Genomic DNA, 16,103 nt, shown 5'->3' on the forward strand with positions numbered 1-16,103 from the left:
GTCGTATTCAGTATCTAGTCAACTGAGCTAAGATGGTTTATGAAAACAAATGGTGTGCACTCAAAAAGCTTCAGGAAGTCTTTAAAGAAGATCATAATAAGTAAAGGGGGTTTTTAATTTCCTGCAAATAAAGAAATGATTCCTATCACAATTAAAATAGCAATTACTAGTAAAAATATCTTCCAGAAAGAGTAAGGGCGTTCACCACTAATATTTCCATTTTGCCCATTGATGTAAAATTGATATTCTTTCCCTTTATATCTATAAGAACTGAGATATACCGGCAATAGAATATGTTTAAATGTTTCTTTACTCAATTTAATATCCGCATGATTTATTTTCTGAGTATCGCCTCCAATATCTCTACGAATCCAGTTGTAAGCGATGTCTTTTGCTTTTTGGTAAGAAGATTTATGACCGTCTTTTAAGGAAATAGTATATTTTTCGGTTACAAAACCTGCCAAGTATTTCTCATTAAAGGGAGCAAGTTCTTTTAAATTCCAAAAAGCAATTTTATGAGGGATTTCACGTCTTTTTTTCTCTGAGGCATTGATTAGAATATCATCTATAAAACCAGAAACTTGTCCAGATGCACTACGCCATCGTGTTTTGCGTACCTGTTGCTTTCTAGGGCCTTTTTTTGTTTGTATTGTTTTTGTCTCATAATAGTAATCACCTCTCTTACCTTGATAATTAGCAAGGAGATTGGCATCAAAAGTCCAATACGGTATATAAAGCCCGTGCAGCCCTTCTGGGTCCAAAGCCGCTTTCTTTAATTCATCAGGAGCAAACCAGAGTCCGTTTACCCATTTCATAAAAATTTGTCTTGCGCGTCTTTTATCAAATTCAAAAGGAGCTACAGCCCCTGGCAGTATCCAACCTTCTTGTTGCACATCTTCCAATATTAAAGGCTCTGCGCAGTACACACAATGTAAAGATTTATAGTTCTCTTCTATATGCTGATTGGCACCACAGTTTTTACATTGAATAAGGTCTATTTTATCTGTATAAACATTCTCGCCAACTAACTTGAGATAATGCTGTAATTCCAGCTCTTCAAAACTGGATTTTTGTTGTTCTATAAACTCTTCATACCCACAATACTCGCATTGCAATTGCTGTGAACCTGGTTTATAGCGCATTTCTGCACCGCAATTGGCACAGGCTTTTTTTGCTTCTGAATTTTTTATCTCCTGTTCTTCCATGAAGAATGGCTGGATGATTTAGAATAATTTCTGATTAGGCATTTGGCAACGGCGGCGGTGTGCTACCACCTAGAAAAGGTTTTAATTCTTCTACTTCCTTCAAAGCTATCCAATTTTCCATACCCTGTTTCCAAACCAATGTATCTCTGTTAACACTTCTTTTGGCAAAGAGATCTTTCAATACATCAAAAGAAACCGGTCCGGTTTGCTGTCCGTTAACCGCGTAATAATATTGAACCTGTAAAGGCATTGGAGGTGGTACAACCAAAGGGTTTTGTGCAGGTTGAGCAGTTGCTTGTCCAACTGCGGGATTCATCATATTACCCATTTGTTGAGCCAATACAAAGCCCATTCCCATGCCCATTCCTGCACCCGCAGTTCCACCTTCATTTTTTGCCGCGGCTTCCATTGCTTTCGCAGCTTTAAATTGAGAAAGCTTGGTCATATCTAGCTTATCCAGTCTGCTATACTCAAAAATTTCTTTTTTGAGCTCTTCAGGCATAGAAACATTTTCTATGTAGAATTTTTCCAATTCAATCCCAACACGGCCAAATTCTGGTTGCATTACCTCTTGGCAAGTTTCAGATAACTCCGTAGTATTTGCAGCGTATAATTCAATAGGAATTTTAGCCTCTCCTACTGTATCTGTAAATCTGGTAACAATTAAACTTTTAAGATGCTCATTAATTTCATAGCTGGTAAAATGACCATCGGTACCCACAATATCAATGATGAATTTACCGGGGTCTGAAATACGAAAACTAAAGGTTCCAAAAGCTCTTATTTCAACCAGTCCAAAGCGTTCATCATTGAGCATGATGGCGTTTTTAGTACCCCATTTTTCATCTGTAAACAAGCGGGTACTCACAAAATAAACTTCCGCTTTAAACGGACTGTCAAAACCATATTTCCATCCTTTTAAAGTGGTGAGGATAGGTAAGTTTTGTGTGTTAAGTGTATAGGTGCCAGGTTTAAAAACATCTGCTAATTGCCCTTCATTGATAAAGACCGCCATTTGTCCTTCGCGTACAATAAGCTTCGCATTGTTTTTTATTTCATTCTGATAACGCTCAAATCTATATACAAGTGTGTCATTGGTATTGTCTAACCACTCTATAATATCTATAAATTCATGACTGAGTTTTTTCTTAATCTCATCAAAAAGTCCCATGATTGTGTAATTTTAAAATTGGAAGGTTAAGTTACTAAAATTATTGATTTTTGGTAAGCGGTTACCAAATTAATTGCGCCCTTTTTCATCTGGATATAATAGGTAGACAGGATCACTCTGCCAATATTCTTTAGATGCAGTGTCCATTATAGTGAGTGGTTGTTCATAAGCAGCCCCTGTATCTACATTCCATATACCTGCGGCATGCACAGGCACTGATTCTCCAATACGAATAGTTGGGGTATGCCCAATAAAGATTTCTTTATAATGAGTAAGTCTCTTAGGGTATAGTTCATGTTTTGGCGTTAGCGAAGGATTCAAAGCAAGCGCCATTTCCCAAAGCGATCTATCCCAATAAACCATTTCAGAAAAATATTCCCGTTCAATGCCATGTACATTTGTAAAACCTGCGTGTACAAAAAGTTTGTTATCACTATCTAAATGATAATCATCTAAGTTCTCAAGAAAATTGATATGCTCTTCTTTTTCTTGAGCTTCAATTTGGTTATAGGCTGTAACAGTTGCCTTGCCTCCATGAAAAAGCCACATAGGATTGTCAAATCCATGTTTAAGCCATTTATAACAAAGCTCATCATGGTTTCCTCGTATAAAAATGCAGGAATGGGTTTTTTGAAGTGTTATTAAAAATTTAATAACTTGAGGAGATTCGCTCCATCCATCCACATAATCTCCTAAAAAAATAAGTTGATCATCCACCGTAATTTTGGCTCTCTCCAATACTTGGATTAGAGCTTTTAGGCCACCATGAATGTCACCTATAACAAGTTTTCTTTTAAACATCTCTTTTTTTTGTATTCGCCTTCTTAACAAATTTGAAAGCAAATTGTATCTTTAACCTCTGTTTCAAAAATATTCTATTAAAAAGAATTTTGAAATCAAAAACCCAAAAATAACGAAATTAGAAAGTTCTGTTTACTTTAACCACAGAAAGAAATATATCACAGAAGTACATATGAAGAACGTTTACTGTATTGGAGAAATGCTTATTGATTTTGTAGCGGAAAGACAAGGCAAAGACTTGACTCAAGCTTATCAGTTTACCCGAAAAGCAGGTGGAGCACCTGCAAATGTTGCTGCGGCCATTTCTAAATTAGGAGGTCAAAGTTATTTTGTAGGCGCAGTGGGTGAAGATCCTTTTGGTACTTTTTTAATAGAAGTAATGAAAAAACACAAGGTTTCTGTAGAATATGTTCAACAAATTTCCACTTTTACAACCCTTGCTTTTGTTTCTCTAGCAGAAGATGGAGAACGAGATTTTGTATTTAGCAGGGGAGCAGATAGGGAGCTTTCTTATGATGAAAATTTATCATCGCAATTTAACAATGAGATACTTCATTTTGGAGCTGCAACCGCTTTGTTGGGGGGTAGTTTACAAAAAGCATATACTCGCTATTTAGAAGATGCGATTTCACGAAATGCGTTTATTTCTTTTGACCCTAATTACCGTACAGATCTCTGGAAAGATAGAGATGCCGAGTTTATTGCCTTATGTAAACCTTTTATTTCAAAATGCCATTTGGCGAAATTTAGTTTGGAAGAAGCTTTTCTTTTATCTGGAAAAACAACTTTGCCAGAAGCTTGTACAGTACTGCATAATCTTGGGGCAAAAGCTATTTGTATTACCTTGGGTAAGGAAGGAACTTATGTGAGTACCAAGTCATATCAAACTACGGTTGGAAGTATTTCAGTTACCCCTTTAGATACTACAGGAGCAGGAGATGCTTTTATTGGATGTCTTTTAAAGCAACTCTCTCTGCAAGAGATACCAGAAAGTGTTATTGAGGATGAATCTTTATTTTTGAAAATGGTAAAAAGAGCAAATATATGTGGTGCAATTACTACTACTAATTACGGAGCCATTGCAGCTTTACCAGATGAAATGCAACTTAACTCATTGGCTTTATGAGTCAGGCTGGTCATCATCAATCCCTCTATTCTTTTTTAGAAAAGTATCAAAAGAAAATTACATTGCCTGAAAATAAAGGCTCTAAAGCTTTTGAACTGCGGTTGGCAAGTAATTTTCCTCTAATTAGAGAAATTTTCTTTTCCTTGTTTGATAAAAAAAGCCACCAACAAAACTTTGAACAGTTACTACTTTCCTTATATACAAATTTTAAAAATCGCCCGGAAGATCTTAAGGTTTTAGATATAGAAAGAGTTCAAAATCCGCAATGGTATCAAAGTGAAAAACAAGTTGGGATGCAGTTATATGTAGACTTGTTTAATAAAAACTTAAAAGGATTGATGGCTAAACTTCCCTATTTTGAGGATTTAGGAATCAATTTTTTACACCTAATGCCTTTAATGGAGCGTCCTAAAGGTGAAAATGATGGAGGGTATGCTGTAACCCATTACACAAAAGTAGCCTCCAGTTTTGGAACGAATACCGATTTAAAAAAGCTTACAGCCAAATTACGTAAAACAAATACGGTTTTGATGCTGGATTTTGTTGTGAATCATACCGCAGATAATCACGAATGGGCGTTAAAGGCAAAAGAAGGAGATCAAAAATATCAGAATTACTATTATACTTTTCCAGATAGAACTATTCCAGATAGGTTTGATAGAGACATGCTAGAAGTGTTTCCTGCTACTGCTCCGGGTAACTTCACCTACAGCAAAGAAATGGAACAGTGGGTGATGACTACTTTTAATACCTATCAATGGGATTTAAATTATACCAATCCTGAGGTGTTTGTTGAAATGCTCGGAAATCTTATTGCACTAGGAAATCTGGGAGTAGATATTATTAGATTTGATGCACTGGCTTTTTTATGGAAAAGGGAAGGAACTACTTCGCAAAACTTACCAGAAGCGCATATGCTTACTCAATTGTTCAGGTTGTGTACGCAAGTAATAGCACCAGGGATGGTTTATTTAGCGGAAGCGATAGTTGCTCCCAAAGAAATCGTAAAATATTTTGGAGAAGGTGCTATGAAGGGTAACGAATGTGAGATAGCCTATAATGCCACTTTAATGGCATTATTATGGGAGTCAATTGCTACCACTGAAACAAACCTTCTTTATAAAAGTATTGAAAATGTACCCCAAAAACCAGATAACTGCACGTGGATTAACTACGCAAGATGCCATGATGATATAGGTCTTGGCTTTGAAGATGGTCATATTAATGAATTAGGCAAAAACCCTTATTTGCACCGCCAATATATCTTAGACTATTACTGCCGAGGGTATAAAAATTCACCCGCCAAAGGAATGCTTTTTATGTATAATCCAGAGAATGGAGATGGCCGAATTACAGGTTCTTTGGCTTCACTCGCGGGCTTGGAAACTGCTATTGAAGAAGAAGATCATTATAAAATAAGATTAGCGGTCAACAAAATAAATATGTTGCATGCTATTATTTTAAGCTATGGTGGTATTCCTATGATTTATTCTGGTGACGAAATAGGAACCTTAAATGATTATTCTTTTTTGGAAGATGCGAATAAAAAGGATGATAATAGGTGGCTCAACAGGCCAAAAATGAATTGGGATGTAGTTTCAAAACTAACAGAAAAAGAGCATCCACAAGCTCTCATTTACCATCATTTAAAGAAACTAATAGGCTTGCGTAAAACGCTTCCAGTTTTTGCAGACACTAATAATTGTACTTTAGAGTATTGTCCAAACGGGCATATTTTTGCGTATACCAGATGGAGTCCTCAGTATGGTAATATTTTAGTGATCTGCAATTTCAATGCTACTTTAGAATTATTAGATGCATGGTGGCTTCATAAAATAAGTTTTAACATATCAAATGGTGTAACCAATTTAATTACGGGAAAAACGGTTAAATTAAAAGGAGCCTACTTGGTTGTTGATCCTTATGAATGCCTTTGGTTGAAAAGAGAAAAGTAACTTCGGGTTACAAGCCTATATGCTTATCTTTGCATAAAAAGCTATGACAAAATTGCAAGCGAAGCGGGTGATGCAACTCGCAGCCGTTTATAATATTCTATGGGGTGCCTGGGTGGTACTTTTTCCAGATCATTTTTTTAATTTAGTAGGTATGGAACCGCTTAACCATGCAATGGTTTGGCAGGGCATGGGCATGGTAATTGGCGTATATGGTCTTGGATATTGGTGGGCATCTTTTGACGCTATGAGACATTGGCCTATTATTGCGGTTGGGTTTCTCGGTAAAATATTTGGTCCGTTAGGCTTTGTATTTAATTATCTACAAGGCATCGTTCCTTTTGAATTTAGTTATACGTTGATTACAAACGATTTAATATGGTGGATTCCTTTCTTTTTGATTCTTCAAAAAGTACATGTAGAACATCAATGGAAGCTAAGTGATTAAAAAATTTTCTTTATATTTTTTAATTATTTTCTTGCTAACAGCAGGACTGTATCACTTTGTGAATCCGCAATTCTATTTACCGCTTATACCAGACTATTTGCCATACCCCAATGAGATCAATACACTAAGCGGTATGGTAGAGATTCTTTTTGCATTACTGCTTCTTTCTATAAAAACCCGAAAAATAGCTTCTTTAGGAATTATAATTTTATTAGTTGCTTTTATCCCCTCCCATGTTTATTTCATACAAACAGGAAGTTGTGCAGAAAATAGCCTTTGTGTAAGTCCTTGGATTGCTTATATACGATTACTCCTTATTCATCCGTTGTTAATATATTGGGCCTGGTTTGTAGGCACCATTAAAACCCTAAAATCATGAATCTAATTGAACTCTTGCGCCTTATGGTAGACTTTGGGTTAGTAGTTCTTATCTGGATGGTACAATTAATTATCTATCCGGGATTCCGCCATTATCAGGAGGCAAGACTACTGTATTGGCACCCAAAATATACCAGTCTTATTACCTTTGTAGTAGCTCCATTAATGTTAGGGCAATTATTTTTACACAGTTTACAACTTTTTGAGAATAACAATTGGTATACCCTTATCTCTTTTGTATTGGTTTTATTCACATGGATATTAACACTTACTCAAGCGGTTCCTCTGCATAAAAATTTAACAGATGGAACCCATATTCCTGAAAGTACAGAAAAATTAATTAGAACTAACTGGAATCGTACCGCTCTTTGGACGTTAATATTTCTATGTGGAGTGTATAAATCAATAATTTTAAATTCAGATCTAATCTATTTCTAATAAATGAGGATTCTTAAAAAACTTAAAAAGAAGTGCTTCCCGTTTCATTGGGATTAAGAATTATTTACGATATTGTCTGTAAATTACCTACAGATGAAACTAATACTTCCCCTAGTCCTCATTTTTACAATCATCACTATGAATGCACAGCAATTGCCAAAAGTTGCTTTTGGCGTTATTCAAAAATTTGATAGTCTTCCTTCTAAATATGTGGCTGCTAGAAATGTAGATGTTTGGCTTCCAGAAAATTATACAGTTGAGAAAAAGTACGATGTATTGTATATGCAAGATGGTCAAATGCTTTTTGATTCTACTACTACTTGGAATAAGCAAGAATGGGGTGTAGATGAGACCGTAAACCAATTAATTTCTGAAAAGAAAATAAGGGAGTGCATTGTGGTGGGCATATGGAACGGACAAAAACTTAGACATTTTGAATATTTTCCTCAGAAAGCCTTTGAAGCGATTCCGCAGCATAAAAGAGATTCTATTTATAACGATATCTTAAAAAATGATCGCGGATATAAAGGTGTGAAGATGCAGTCTGATAATTATCTTAGATTTTTAGTAGAAGAACTCAAACCACTAATTGATGAACGCTATGCAACCAGACCAGAGAAAGAGCATACCTTTATTGCGGGTTCCAGTATGGGCGCACTTATTTCTATGTACGCCATATGTGAATATCCAGAAGTGTTTGGTGGAGCTGCATGTATTTCAACACACTGGCCAGGTCTTTTTACTTTAGAGAATAATCCGGTACCGGAAGCTTTTATGACTTATTTATCAGAAGCTTTGCCAGATCCAAAAACACATAAGTTTTATTTTGATCATGGTACAGAAACACTGGATGCACTTTACCCATCTATCCAAAAGCAAGCAGATTCTATTTTAAAAAGTAAGGGTTTCACACGTAAGAACTGGATAACAAAGGTTTTTAAAGGCGATGATCACTCTGAAAATTCATGGAAGCAGCGTTTACATATTCCTTTAGAATTTTTATTGAAGAAAAAATAAAGGAATGCTATTTAGGAAATCGCAAAAGCATTCATGAAAAACAGATGTTATAAGTTTTAGCATCGTTACTTTTGCAAAATGAATACCTTTGTAAAAACAACCTAGAGCAAGTTTCTTTAAGCATATGAGTACCATTCGTATCACTAAGCAGTTTAATTTTGAAACAGGTCATGCCTTGTATGGTTATGATGGAAAATGTAGAAACGTCCATGGCCACAGCTATAAACTATCGGTTACGGTTATTGGAACACCCATTACAGATACTTCAAATGTGAAATATGGAATGGTGATTGATTTTGGCGATTTAAAAAAAATTGTCAAAGAAGATATTGTAGATGTTTTTGATCATGCCACCGTATTCAATAAAAATACTCCACATATTGAACTTGCAAAGGAACTTTCAGATCGCGGACATAATGTGATTCTAGCCAATTATCAGCCCACTAGTGAAAATATGGTGATTGATTTTGCTGAAAAAATTAAGAAGCGTTTGCCAGAAGCCGTTAAACTATATTCATTAAAACTTCAGGAAACAGAAACGTCTTTTGCAGAATGGTATGCTTCTGATAATACATAATGATTAAAAGTTTACGTTCAATTCTGTTATATTTACCTAACAATTTTAAGGAATGAAAATCCCTGAAGGTAAAAAAGTATATTTTGCTTCCGATAATCACCTAGGAGCGCCCACCCGTGAAAAGAGCTTTCCAAGAGAGCAAAAGTTTGTTCAATGGCTGGATGAGGTAAAGAAAGATGCAGCCGCTATTTTTTTACTAGGAGACCTTTTTGATTTTTGGTTTGAATATGGTACCGTAGTGCCTAAGGGCTTTACCAGAACGCTAGGCAAACTTGCAGAGATAACCGATAGTGGAATACCTGTTTACTATTTTGTAGGGAATCATGATTTATGGATGAATGGGTATTTTGAAGAAGAATTAAATATTCCAGTTTTTCATAAGCCACAGGAATTTACATTTAACCAAGCCAAATTTTTTATTGGGCATGGAGACGGGCTAGGCCCTGGAGATAAAGGGTATAAACGCATGAAAAAAGTATTTACCAATCCCATATCTAAATGGTTTTTTAGATGGTTGCATCCAGATCTAGGCGTAAGATTAGCCCAATACTTATCTGTAAAAAACAAGTTAATATCTGGTGATGATGATGTTAAATTTCTTGGTGAAGAAAATGAATGGCTAGTACAATACTGCAAACGTAAGTTAACCACACATTATTACGACTACTTTGTTTTTGGGCATAGACATCTGCCCATGGAAATAAAAGTAGGAGATACGTCTACCTATGTTAATTTGGGAGACTGGATAGGTTATTTTACCTATGGCGAATTTGATGGTACCCAATTGCATCTTAAGAAATATGAACAAAATACCATTTGAAAAAAGAAGCTACAAGATTGCGCAGGCATTAACGTATATTTTCTTCTTTCTCTTGTTAATTCCCTCTTGCATGCGTTTTAGAACATCTGATGCCAAAACGAAACGTTTTTTTGATAAAGCCGCAGTACATGCAGAAATAATTTATATACAAGATACGCTCAGTGGCAAGCAGCTTAGAGTGGTAAAAAGTAGTAGCGGTAAAAATCCTCAAAATGCCATCTTATTTATTCATGGAGCACCGGGTTCTGGAGATGCTTTTTACAAATATTTAAAAGATACTACGCTCTTAAAAAATGCGGTTTTATATACGATGGATCGTCCAGGATATGGCTATTCAGACTTTGGGAATTCAGTTACTTCCATTGAAGAACAGAGCAGGCTTACCAGTTTAATAATTGAAACCATTCCTGAAAATAAAATTGTGGTTGCCGGACACTCTTATGGAGGGCCTATAGCAGCCAATGTTTCCCTTCTATCTAAGAAAATAATAGGAATTCTTCTCATTTCCCCTGCCATTGATCCAGAAAATGAGAAAATTATAGGAATTGCCCATGTAGGAAGATGGAAAGCTACCCGATGGATGCTTCCTAAGGCGTGGCGTGTTTCTGCCGATGAAAAATTTAGCCATATCAAAGAACTGAAAAAACTGGACAAAAAGTGGAAAAAAATTACCGTCCCCATTATTATGATGCATGGTAAAAAAGACAAAATAGTACCCTTTGAAAATACCAAATACGCAAGCCTACAATTCTCTGAAACAGATTTTAAACTAATCACTTTTAAGAAAGAAAATCACTTTATTCCTTGGACGCAACAAGAAGCGGTAACCGCTCAATTATTGACATTGTTAAGCGAAAATTAAAAAGTCTATAAAATATCTTTAAGTCTTAATTGCAAAGAGTTATTTCCATTCCACTCGTTTTCCTCAATGGAAAATACTGCGCTAAATGTTTTTTGTTGGGTAGTAATTGAAAGCTTGTCGCCAAGATTAAATCCAATAGCTCCTAAAGGTGTTCCAGAATACCCCGCTTGCGTAAGGGTTAATTTAAGATGTGTTTTATCTTCTCCTACGGTCTTTCCATAACCTGTATCCTGAAGATTTTGAGCCATGAAAGTAGGAGACATATTTCCAGGACCAAAAGGGGCAAATTGTTTTAAAATTCGGTAGAATTTAGGAGTAATTTGATCAAGAGAGAGTTCTGCATCTATAAGAACCTCTGCGGTAAGCAGTTTTTTATCAATAGTTTGAGCAACTACTGTTTCAAATTTATCTTTAAAAGATTCATATTGTTCTTCTTTTAAGGTGAGTCCTGCAGCATATTTATGACCTCCAAATTGCTCCATACAATCCTTGCAGGCTTCCAATGCATTATACACGTCAAATCCTTTAACCGAACGTGCAGAAGCAGCCAGTTTTTCACCAGATTTTGTAAATACTAAGGTAGGGCGGTAATAGGTTTCCGTAAGTCTGGAGGCAACAATACCAATTACCCCTTTGTGCCAGTCTTCTTGGTAAACCACTGTAGTAAACCGTTCCTGTTCTTTATTTGTTTCAATTTGTGCAAGCGCCTGCTCCGTAATTTGTTGGTCTGCACTGCGCCTTTCTTGATTGTATTGCTCAATCTCAGCTGCAAATTCGGTAGCAATGTTGAAATCTGTTTCCGTCAATAAATTAACCGCATGTAGCCCATGCTTCATTCTTCCTGCTGCATTTATTCTGGGTGCCACAATAAATACCACATCGGTAATGGTAAGTTCCTTTTTTTTCAAAGGAGCCGTAATCGCAGCAATGCCTGGTCTGGGTGTGCTGTTAATTACTTTCATGCCGTAATACGCCAACACTCTGTTCTCTCCAGTAATGGGAACAATATCGGCAGCTATAGCAGTAGCAACCAAATCCAAGTAAGGTATTAACACTTTTATGCCTTCGCCTTTTTGGGAAGCCAATGCCTGAATCAATTTAAAACCTACACCACAACCGCATAATTCATCATAAGGGTAGGTGCAATCATCTTGTTTAGGATCCAGTACCGCAACTGCATCCGGTATCTGAGTGCCCGGTCTATGGTGATCGCAAATAATAAAATCAATTCCTTTTTCTTTTGCATACGCTACTTTTTCAATCGCTTTAATTCCGCAATCCAAGGCAATGATTAAAGTAATATCATTATCATGGGCATAATTAATTCCCTGATAGGAAACTCCATACCCTTCTTCATAACGATCTGGAATATACGTAGCAATATTTTCGTATCTCGTTTTTAGGTAAGAAGACATTAAAGATACTGCGGTAGTGCCATCTACATCATAATCGCCAAAAACAAGAATATTTTCATCATCTTCCATTGCTTTTTCTATACGTAAGACTGCTTTGTCCATATCCTTCATTAAAAAAGGATCGTGAAGATGGTCTAGCGACGGGCGAAAGAAATTTTTGGCTTCTTCAAAAGTTTCAATACCTCTTTGCATCAGCAAATGTGCAATAAGTAAATCAACCCCAAGTACTTTGGCAAGCTCCGTTGTTTTGTCTTCTGGCGGAATAGGTTTTATAGTCCATCGCTGTTTTATACTCATACTTCAAAAATACCTATTTATAGAGATTTCCCACAAAGGTTTAAAAAGCTTTTGTTAACACTTTTAGCTTACAGTGGTCTTTTCTTTTTTGTATTTTAGAGCAGAATCAACTATCGTATTAAAAACGGTTTATAGATAAACCAAGATCTCTACACTACGCTATAACGTATGATTAACAAGCGCCTTTTAGTGAAAAACCTACTAGCTCATAACGACGAGAATAGTTTTTATGACAAAAAGCGATTTATCAATATAGGAGAAAAAGAGGGGAAAGCTAAATTTTTAAAGCATGTATGCGCACTTGCCAATTCTAATCCAGAAAATAACTCTTATATAGTAGTAGGGGTAGAAGATGAAGATAACCAGATTACGGGCGTAGATTTTTTTGACGATAGTAAAATTCAGAATTTGGTAAATGCCTATTTAGACAATGCTCCTTTAATTAGTTATGAAAATATTCCGTTTCCTGATTTACCTGAGGGAAAGGTGGTAGGGTTGGTGACCATACGTTCTTCCGGAAAAATTTGTGCGCTGCGCAAAAACATTTGGAAATACTGGGGAGGTAGCGTCTTTTTAAGAGATGGAAGTATTAGCATGCCTAAGGTATTTGATATTAAAATTCAAGATACGAACAGTGATATTGTAGCGGCCATTGAACAGCATGCAAGAAATAATATTGAACTCACGCTAGATGGAGTGATTGATTTTATTAATAACAGGCACAAAGATCTTGAATCACATTACAAGGTTTTTAAAGAGCAGTTTGTAGTGTGTTGGGCAGGTAATGCAAAAAAGACGAAGCACGGAGTCTATTATTCCAGATTAGACATTGAACTGATTAATGAGCGGAAACAATTATTTTATTCTGCCTTAGATGAGGTAGAAATCACCTATGATGCGCATTCATTTACTACAACAGAGTATGTACAATTAGGCTTAAATAAGCAGCAAAAATATTATCCTTTAGAAAAAATGGAGATCACCTTTAATGATAATGGGACTTATAAGGTAGATTCACAACTTATTTTTGAACCACCACAGTTTGATAAAAAAATGCTGTTCCATTTATTTAACTCGAATAATGTATTGATGGATAAGCTTAAAAAGAAAACACCTTTTTCAAAGGCTGAGGTAAAAGACTTTAAAAATATGCCAGCTACCTATCTGATTTGCTATTTAAATGGTTTTGAAGGTGCTAAATTTATGCTAGAAGAGTACAGATGGCTGGTAAAAGAATATGATAAAAATATTTATGCTTCCTTAAAAGAAGCTTTGCGAGTGCTTAGAAAAGTAAGGTATACTTAAAAGGGCTCCCGACTTCCTTCGGGATTCTTTTGTTTTCCCCACGCCGCCTGGCTGCTTCACTAAAAACAGCTACTAGCTATTTTCTTTACGTTCGCCCTTGTGCGTGCAAAGAAAATGAAAGTAATAATCTAAAAATTTTGAAATTATATTTTGTATAGTACTCGCGTTAGGTTAGCTTTTTTAACTAAAGAAGTATGAGTTTGCCCTGTAAATTTAATTTTTTAAAACAACTTTTTTGTGTATTTTTAAAATGATCATCTGAATGGTAGATCACTATAGATTCATTTTAATAGAGAAATATTCTATTTGAACATACTTTAATTATTATGCAAAATTCTGAAGACACTTCATCAACAAATCCCGAAACACTCTCTCGAGAGCTATTAAATCAACCAAACGTTCAAGAAGTGTTTAGAGAGGCAATAGAGCAAGAAAATCCGGGTATTTTAGAAAACCTATTAACGGTAATCTCCCAAGGGATTGCAAACTTGACAAATCTTGATGCTCTCAATCCTAATAATCAATTGACAGAATTACCCGAAGGAATTGGTGACCTAAGAAATATTGGTGCACTGGATATTGATATTGCTGATAATCAATTGGCGCAATTACCCGAAGCGATTGAAGACCTAGTAGGTATTGATATTTTGGGTCCTAATGAACCATTTATAATGGACCTTCAGTTTGATTCTGATGTGCAAAAAAAATTGAACCCCGAGCAAAAACAGGAAATAAAAGAGGCTTATGATCAATTGACAGAAAAAAGAAACTTAAAAGAAGTTATAGCAGGATTAGAAGCCAATAGTAACGAAGGTATAGAATTTAAAGAAAAAGTTCTTGGTATAGTTTTAAGTGAACATTTTACACCAAAAAATAACAAGAGGATTTTATCTTCACCCAATAACCAAGGTCAGCAGAATGTTGCGCAAAATACGAGCGTAAATAATCCATCAATTGACGCCCTACAAACTCCTTTAAATATAAGTAAACGCAATGATACGGCACCTACGGCTGGGGCAAATGATTCTGATAAAAAGGAAATTAGTAAGAAGAATAAAAGAGGAAAAAGCCTTTGAAAAATGGAGTAACATCATCGGGGGCAATTTTAATAATGGGTATTTTGATCATAGCTACCAAACGTATAATAAGGAATTTTGATGGGCTCCTGTCTCCTTATTTGCTTAGAAGTAACCAGACCGTAAAAAGAAGCAGTAATAAACAAATACAAAAAGAAAATGAGTGTAAAAAGAATTGTTCTATAAGAATCAATCTAATTTTTCAGTGAGTTTTTTAAAAACTGTTTTCGCCTCCTTGCCTTCATATAAGACTTGGTAGACTGCATCAATAATAGGGGTCTTTGTTTTTCTCTTTTGTTTTTCGGTAATAAGATGTGCACTTTTAGTCGCATAATAACCTTCAGCCACCATATTCATTTCCATCATCGCACTTTTCACGGTATATCCTTTTCCTATCATATTGCCAAACATCCTATTTCGGCTAAAAACCGAATAACCTGTTACCAACAAATCACCCAAATAGGCAGAATTGTTGATATTACGTTTCATTTTATGAATCCGTTTTATAAAGCGCCTCATTTCACGAATGGCATTACTCATTAACACACTTTGAAAATTATCTCCATAACCAAGACCGTGCGCTATACCTGCGGCAATAGCATAAATATTCTTTAATACGGCGGCATATTCTGTGCCTATAATATCATCTGTAGTTTTTGTATTGATATAGTGGTTTTGAAGCCTGTCTGCCATAATTTGTGCCTTTTTATCATCTGCACAGGCAATCGTTAAATAAGACAAACGCTCTAACGCCACTTCTTCTGCATGGCAAGGTCCTGTAATAACCCCAATATTCTCCAAAGGAATATCGTATTGTTTATGGAAATACTCCCCCACAATGAGGCCGGTTTCTGGAATAATCCCTTTAATAGCAGAGAAAATCACCTTGTCTTGAATAGAAACCGTGAGTTTTTTTAATTCTTCATGTAAAAATGCAGAGGGAATGGCAAAAATTAAATAATCTGCCCATTCGGCAATTTCATTGATATCGTTACTGAGTTTTAACTGCTCTGTACGAAATTCTACCGAGCTTAAATAATTGGGATTGTGTTTGGCATTTAAAATATGTTCTTTCGCGTAAACACTTCGCATATACCAGCCAATTTCATCCAGATTAGAAGTGAGCATCTTAACAATGGCGGTAGCCCAGCTACCACCACCTACTACAGCAAATTTTAAAGGTGAACTCATAAAGTGTTTGTTGGTTTTTCAAAA

16 protein-coding genes are annotated in these 16,103 nt (G+C 35.7%); 11 read left to right on the forward strand and 5 right to left on the reverse strand.

The window, feature by feature from the left end:
• Window positions 1-113: 113 nt before the first annotated feature.
• The 3 genes from WBG07_RS05445 to WBG07_RS05455 all read right to left on the reverse strand — a co-directional run bounded on the left by WBG07_RS05445 (window position 114) and on the right by WBG07_RS05455 (window position 3,177).
• On the reverse strand, window positions 114-1,205 hold the full coding sequence (locus WBG07_RS05445; protein WP_340199506.1) for a TFIIB-type zinc ribbon-containing protein: 1,092 nt from the start codon (window positions 1,203-1,205) through the stop codon (window positions 114-116).
• A 34-nt stretch (window positions 1,206-1,239) separates the two neighbouring features.
• Window positions 1,240-2,376 (reverse strand): SPFH domain-containing protein, encoded by a 1,137-nt coding sequence (locus WBG07_RS05450; protein ID WP_340199507.1) that lies wholly within the window; start codon window positions 2,374-2,376, stop codon window positions 1,240-1,242.
• Between the two features lie 69 nt (window positions 2,377-2,445).
• Entirely contained in the window at window positions 2,446-3,177 is a 732-nt protein-coding gene (locus tag WBG07_RS05455; RefSeq protein WP_340199508.1) for a metallophosphoesterase family protein, read from the reverse strand.
• A 172-nt stretch (window positions 3,178-3,349) separates the two neighbouring features.
• Here WBG07_RS05455 and WBG07_RS05460 point away from each other — a divergent pair, with 172 nt between their 5' ends.
• The 9 genes from WBG07_RS05460 to WBG07_RS05500 all read left to right on the forward strand — a co-directional run bounded on the left by WBG07_RS05460 (window position 3,350) and on the right by WBG07_RS05500 (window position 10,795).
• Complete coding sequence (locus tag WBG07_RS05460) at window positions 3,350-4,303, forward strand: carbohydrate kinase family protein (protein WP_340199509.1); 954 nt, start codon at window positions 3,350-3,352, stop codon at window positions 4,301-4,303.
• Window positions 4,300-6,258, forward strand: coding sequence for an alpha-amylase family protein (locus tag WBG07_RS05465; protein WP_340199510.1), 1,959 nt, complete (start codon window positions 4,300-4,302; stop codon window positions 6,256-6,258). Before WBG07_RS05460 ends, WBG07_RS05465 begins: the two co-directional genes overlap by 4 nt.
• Before the next feature lie 43 nt (window positions 6,259-6,301).
• A complete protein-coding gene (locus WBG07_RS05470; RefSeq protein WP_340199511.1) occupies window positions 6,302-6,703 on the forward strand; it encodes an alkyl hydroperoxide reductase in 402 nt (133 codons plus the stop codon).
• 31 nt (window positions 6,704-6,734) lie between these two features.
• Window positions 6,735-7,082 carry a DoxX family protein gene (locus WBG07_RS05475; protein WP_340199512.1) on the forward strand — a complete coding sequence of 116 codons (348 nt, stop codon included), beginning with the start codon at window positions 6,735-6,737 and terminating at the stop codon, window positions 7,080-7,082.
• Window positions 7,079-7,519, forward strand: a complete 441-nt coding sequence (locus WBG07_RS05480) for a hypothetical protein (protein ID WP_340199513.1) — start codon at window positions 7,079-7,081, stop codon at window positions 7,517-7,519. The genes WBG07_RS05475 and WBG07_RS05480 overlap by 4 nt, the downstream gene beginning before the upstream one ends.
• A gap of 93 nt (window positions 7,520-7,612) precedes the next feature.
• Window positions 7,613-8,536, forward strand: a complete 924-nt coding sequence (locus tag WBG07_RS05485) for an alpha/beta hydrolase (RefSeq protein ID WP_340199514.1) — start codon at window positions 7,613-7,615, stop codon at window positions 8,534-8,536.
• A 124-nt stretch (window positions 8,537-8,660) separates the two neighbouring features.
• The gene (locus WBG07_RS05490; protein ID WP_340199515.1) at window positions 8,661-9,113 is read left to right on the forward strand and encodes a 6-pyruvoyl trahydropterin synthase family protein; all 453 of its coding nucleotides are present in this window, start codon (window positions 8,661-8,663) and stop codon (window positions 9,111-9,113) included.
• A gap of 52 nt (window positions 9,114-9,165) precedes the next feature.
• Entirely contained in the window at window positions 9,166-9,933 is a 768-nt protein-coding gene (locus WBG07_RS05495; RefSeq protein WP_340199516.1) for a UDP-2,3-diacylglucosamine diphosphatase, read from the forward strand.
• The gene (locus tag WBG07_RS05500) at window positions 9,914-10,795 is read left to right on the forward strand and encodes an alpha/beta fold hydrolase (protein ID WP_340199517.1); all 882 of its coding nucleotides are present in this window, start codon (window positions 9,914-9,916) and stop codon (window positions 10,793-10,795) included. The genes WBG07_RS05495 and WBG07_RS05500 overlap by 20 nt, the downstream gene beginning before the upstream one ends.
• Window positions 10,796-10,800: 5 nt before the next feature.
• Here the strand turns inward: WBG07_RS05500 and recJ are convergent, their stop codons facing one another.
• Entirely contained in the window at window positions 10,801-12,507 is a 1,707-nt protein-coding gene (gene recJ / locus WBG07_RS05505; RefSeq protein WP_340199518.1) for a single-stranded-DNA-specific exonuclease RecJ, read from the reverse strand.
• Between the two features lie 168 nt (window positions 12,508-12,675).
• On the opposite strand from recJ, the gene WBG07_RS05510 reads away from it, so the two are divergent.
• A complete protein-coding gene (locus WBG07_RS05510) occupies window positions 12,676-13,812 on the forward strand; it encodes an ATP-binding protein (RefSeq protein ID WP_340199519.1) in 1,137 nt (378 codons plus the stop codon).
• A 326-nt stretch (window positions 13,813-14,138) separates the two neighbouring features.
• Window positions 14,139-14,888 (forward strand): hypothetical protein, encoded by a 750-nt coding sequence (locus tag WBG07_RS05515; RefSeq protein WP_340199520.1) that lies wholly within the window; start codon window positions 14,139-14,141, stop codon window positions 14,886-14,888.
• Between the two features lie 189 nt (window positions 14,889-15,077).
• Here WBG07_RS05515 and WBG07_RS05520 read toward each other — a convergent pair whose 3' ends face one another.
• On the reverse strand, window positions 15,078-16,079 hold the full coding sequence (locus WBG07_RS05520; RefSeq protein ID WP_340199521.1) for an NAD(P)H-dependent glycerol-3-phosphate dehydrogenase: 1,002 nt from the start codon (window positions 16,077-16,079) through the stop codon (window positions 15,078-15,080).
• Window positions 16,080-16,103: the final 24 nt, after the last annotated feature.

It is taken from the genome of Ascidiimonas meishanensis, assembly GCF_037782385.1.
Taxonomy (GTDB): Bacteria; Bacteroidota; Bacteroidia; order Flavobacteriales; family Flavobacteriaceae; genus Ascidiimonas; species Ascidiimonas meishanensis.

Excerpts from the sequence above, each read along its gene's own strand:
- WBG07_RS05445 (WP_340199506.1), bottom strand. The coding sequence starts at position 1,205 with ATGGAAGAACAGGAGATAAAAAATTCAGAAGCAAAAAAAGCCTGTGCC.
- WBG07_RS05450 (WP_340199507.1), bottom strand. The coding sequence starts at position 2,376 with ATGGGACTTTTTGATGAGATTAAGAAAAAACTCAGTCATGAATTTATA.
- WBG07_RS05455 (WP_340199508.1), bottom strand. The coding sequence starts at position 3,177 with ATGTTTAAAAGAAAACTTGTTATAGGTGACATTCATGGTGGCCTAAAA.
- WBG07_RS05460 (WP_340199509.1), top strand. The coding sequence starts at position 3,350 with ATGAAGAACGTTTACTGTATTGGAGAAATGCTTATTGATTTTGTAGCG.
- WBG07_RS05465 (WP_340199510.1), top strand. The coding sequence starts at position 4,300 with ATGAGTCAGGCTGGTCATCATCAATCCCTCTATTCTTTTTTAGAAAAG.
- WBG07_RS05470 (WP_340199511.1), top strand. The coding sequence starts at position 6,302 with ATGACAAAATTGCAAGCGAAGCGGGTGATGCAACTCGCAGCCGTTTAT.
- WBG07_RS05480 (WP_340199513.1), top strand. The coding sequence starts at position 7,079 with ATGAATCTAATTGAACTCTTGCGCCTTATGGTAGACTTTGGGTTAGTA.
- WBG07_RS05485 (WP_340199514.1), top strand. The coding sequence starts at position 7,613 with ATGAAACTAATACTTCCCCTAGTCCTCATTTTTACAATCATCACTATG.
- WBG07_RS05490 (WP_340199515.1), top strand. The coding sequence starts at position 8,661 with ATGAGTACCATTCGTATCACTAAGCAGTTTAATTTTGAAACAGGTCAT.
- WBG07_RS05495 (WP_340199516.1), top strand. The coding sequence starts at position 9,166 with ATGAAAATCCCTGAAGGTAAAAAAGTATATTTTGCTTCCGATAATCAC.
- WBG07_RS05500 (WP_340199517.1), top strand. The coding sequence starts at position 9,914 with ATGAACAAAATACCATTTGAAAAAAGAAGCTACAAGATTGCGCAGGCA.
- recJ (WP_340199518.1), bottom strand. The coding sequence starts at position 12,507 with ATGAGTATAAAACAGCGATGGACTATAAAACCTATTCCGCCAGAAGAC.
- WBG07_RS05510 (WP_340199519.1), top strand. The coding sequence starts at position 12,676 with ATGATTAACAAGCGCCTTTTAGTGAAAAACCTACTAGCTCATAACGAC.
- WBG07_RS05515 (WP_340199520.1), top strand. The coding sequence starts at position 14,139 with ATGCAAAATTCTGAAGACACTTCATCAACAAATCCCGAAACACTCTCT.
- WBG07_RS05520 (WP_340199521.1), bottom strand. The coding sequence starts at position 16,079 with ATGAGTTCACCTTTAAAATTTGCTGTAGTAGGTGGTGGTAGCTGGGCT.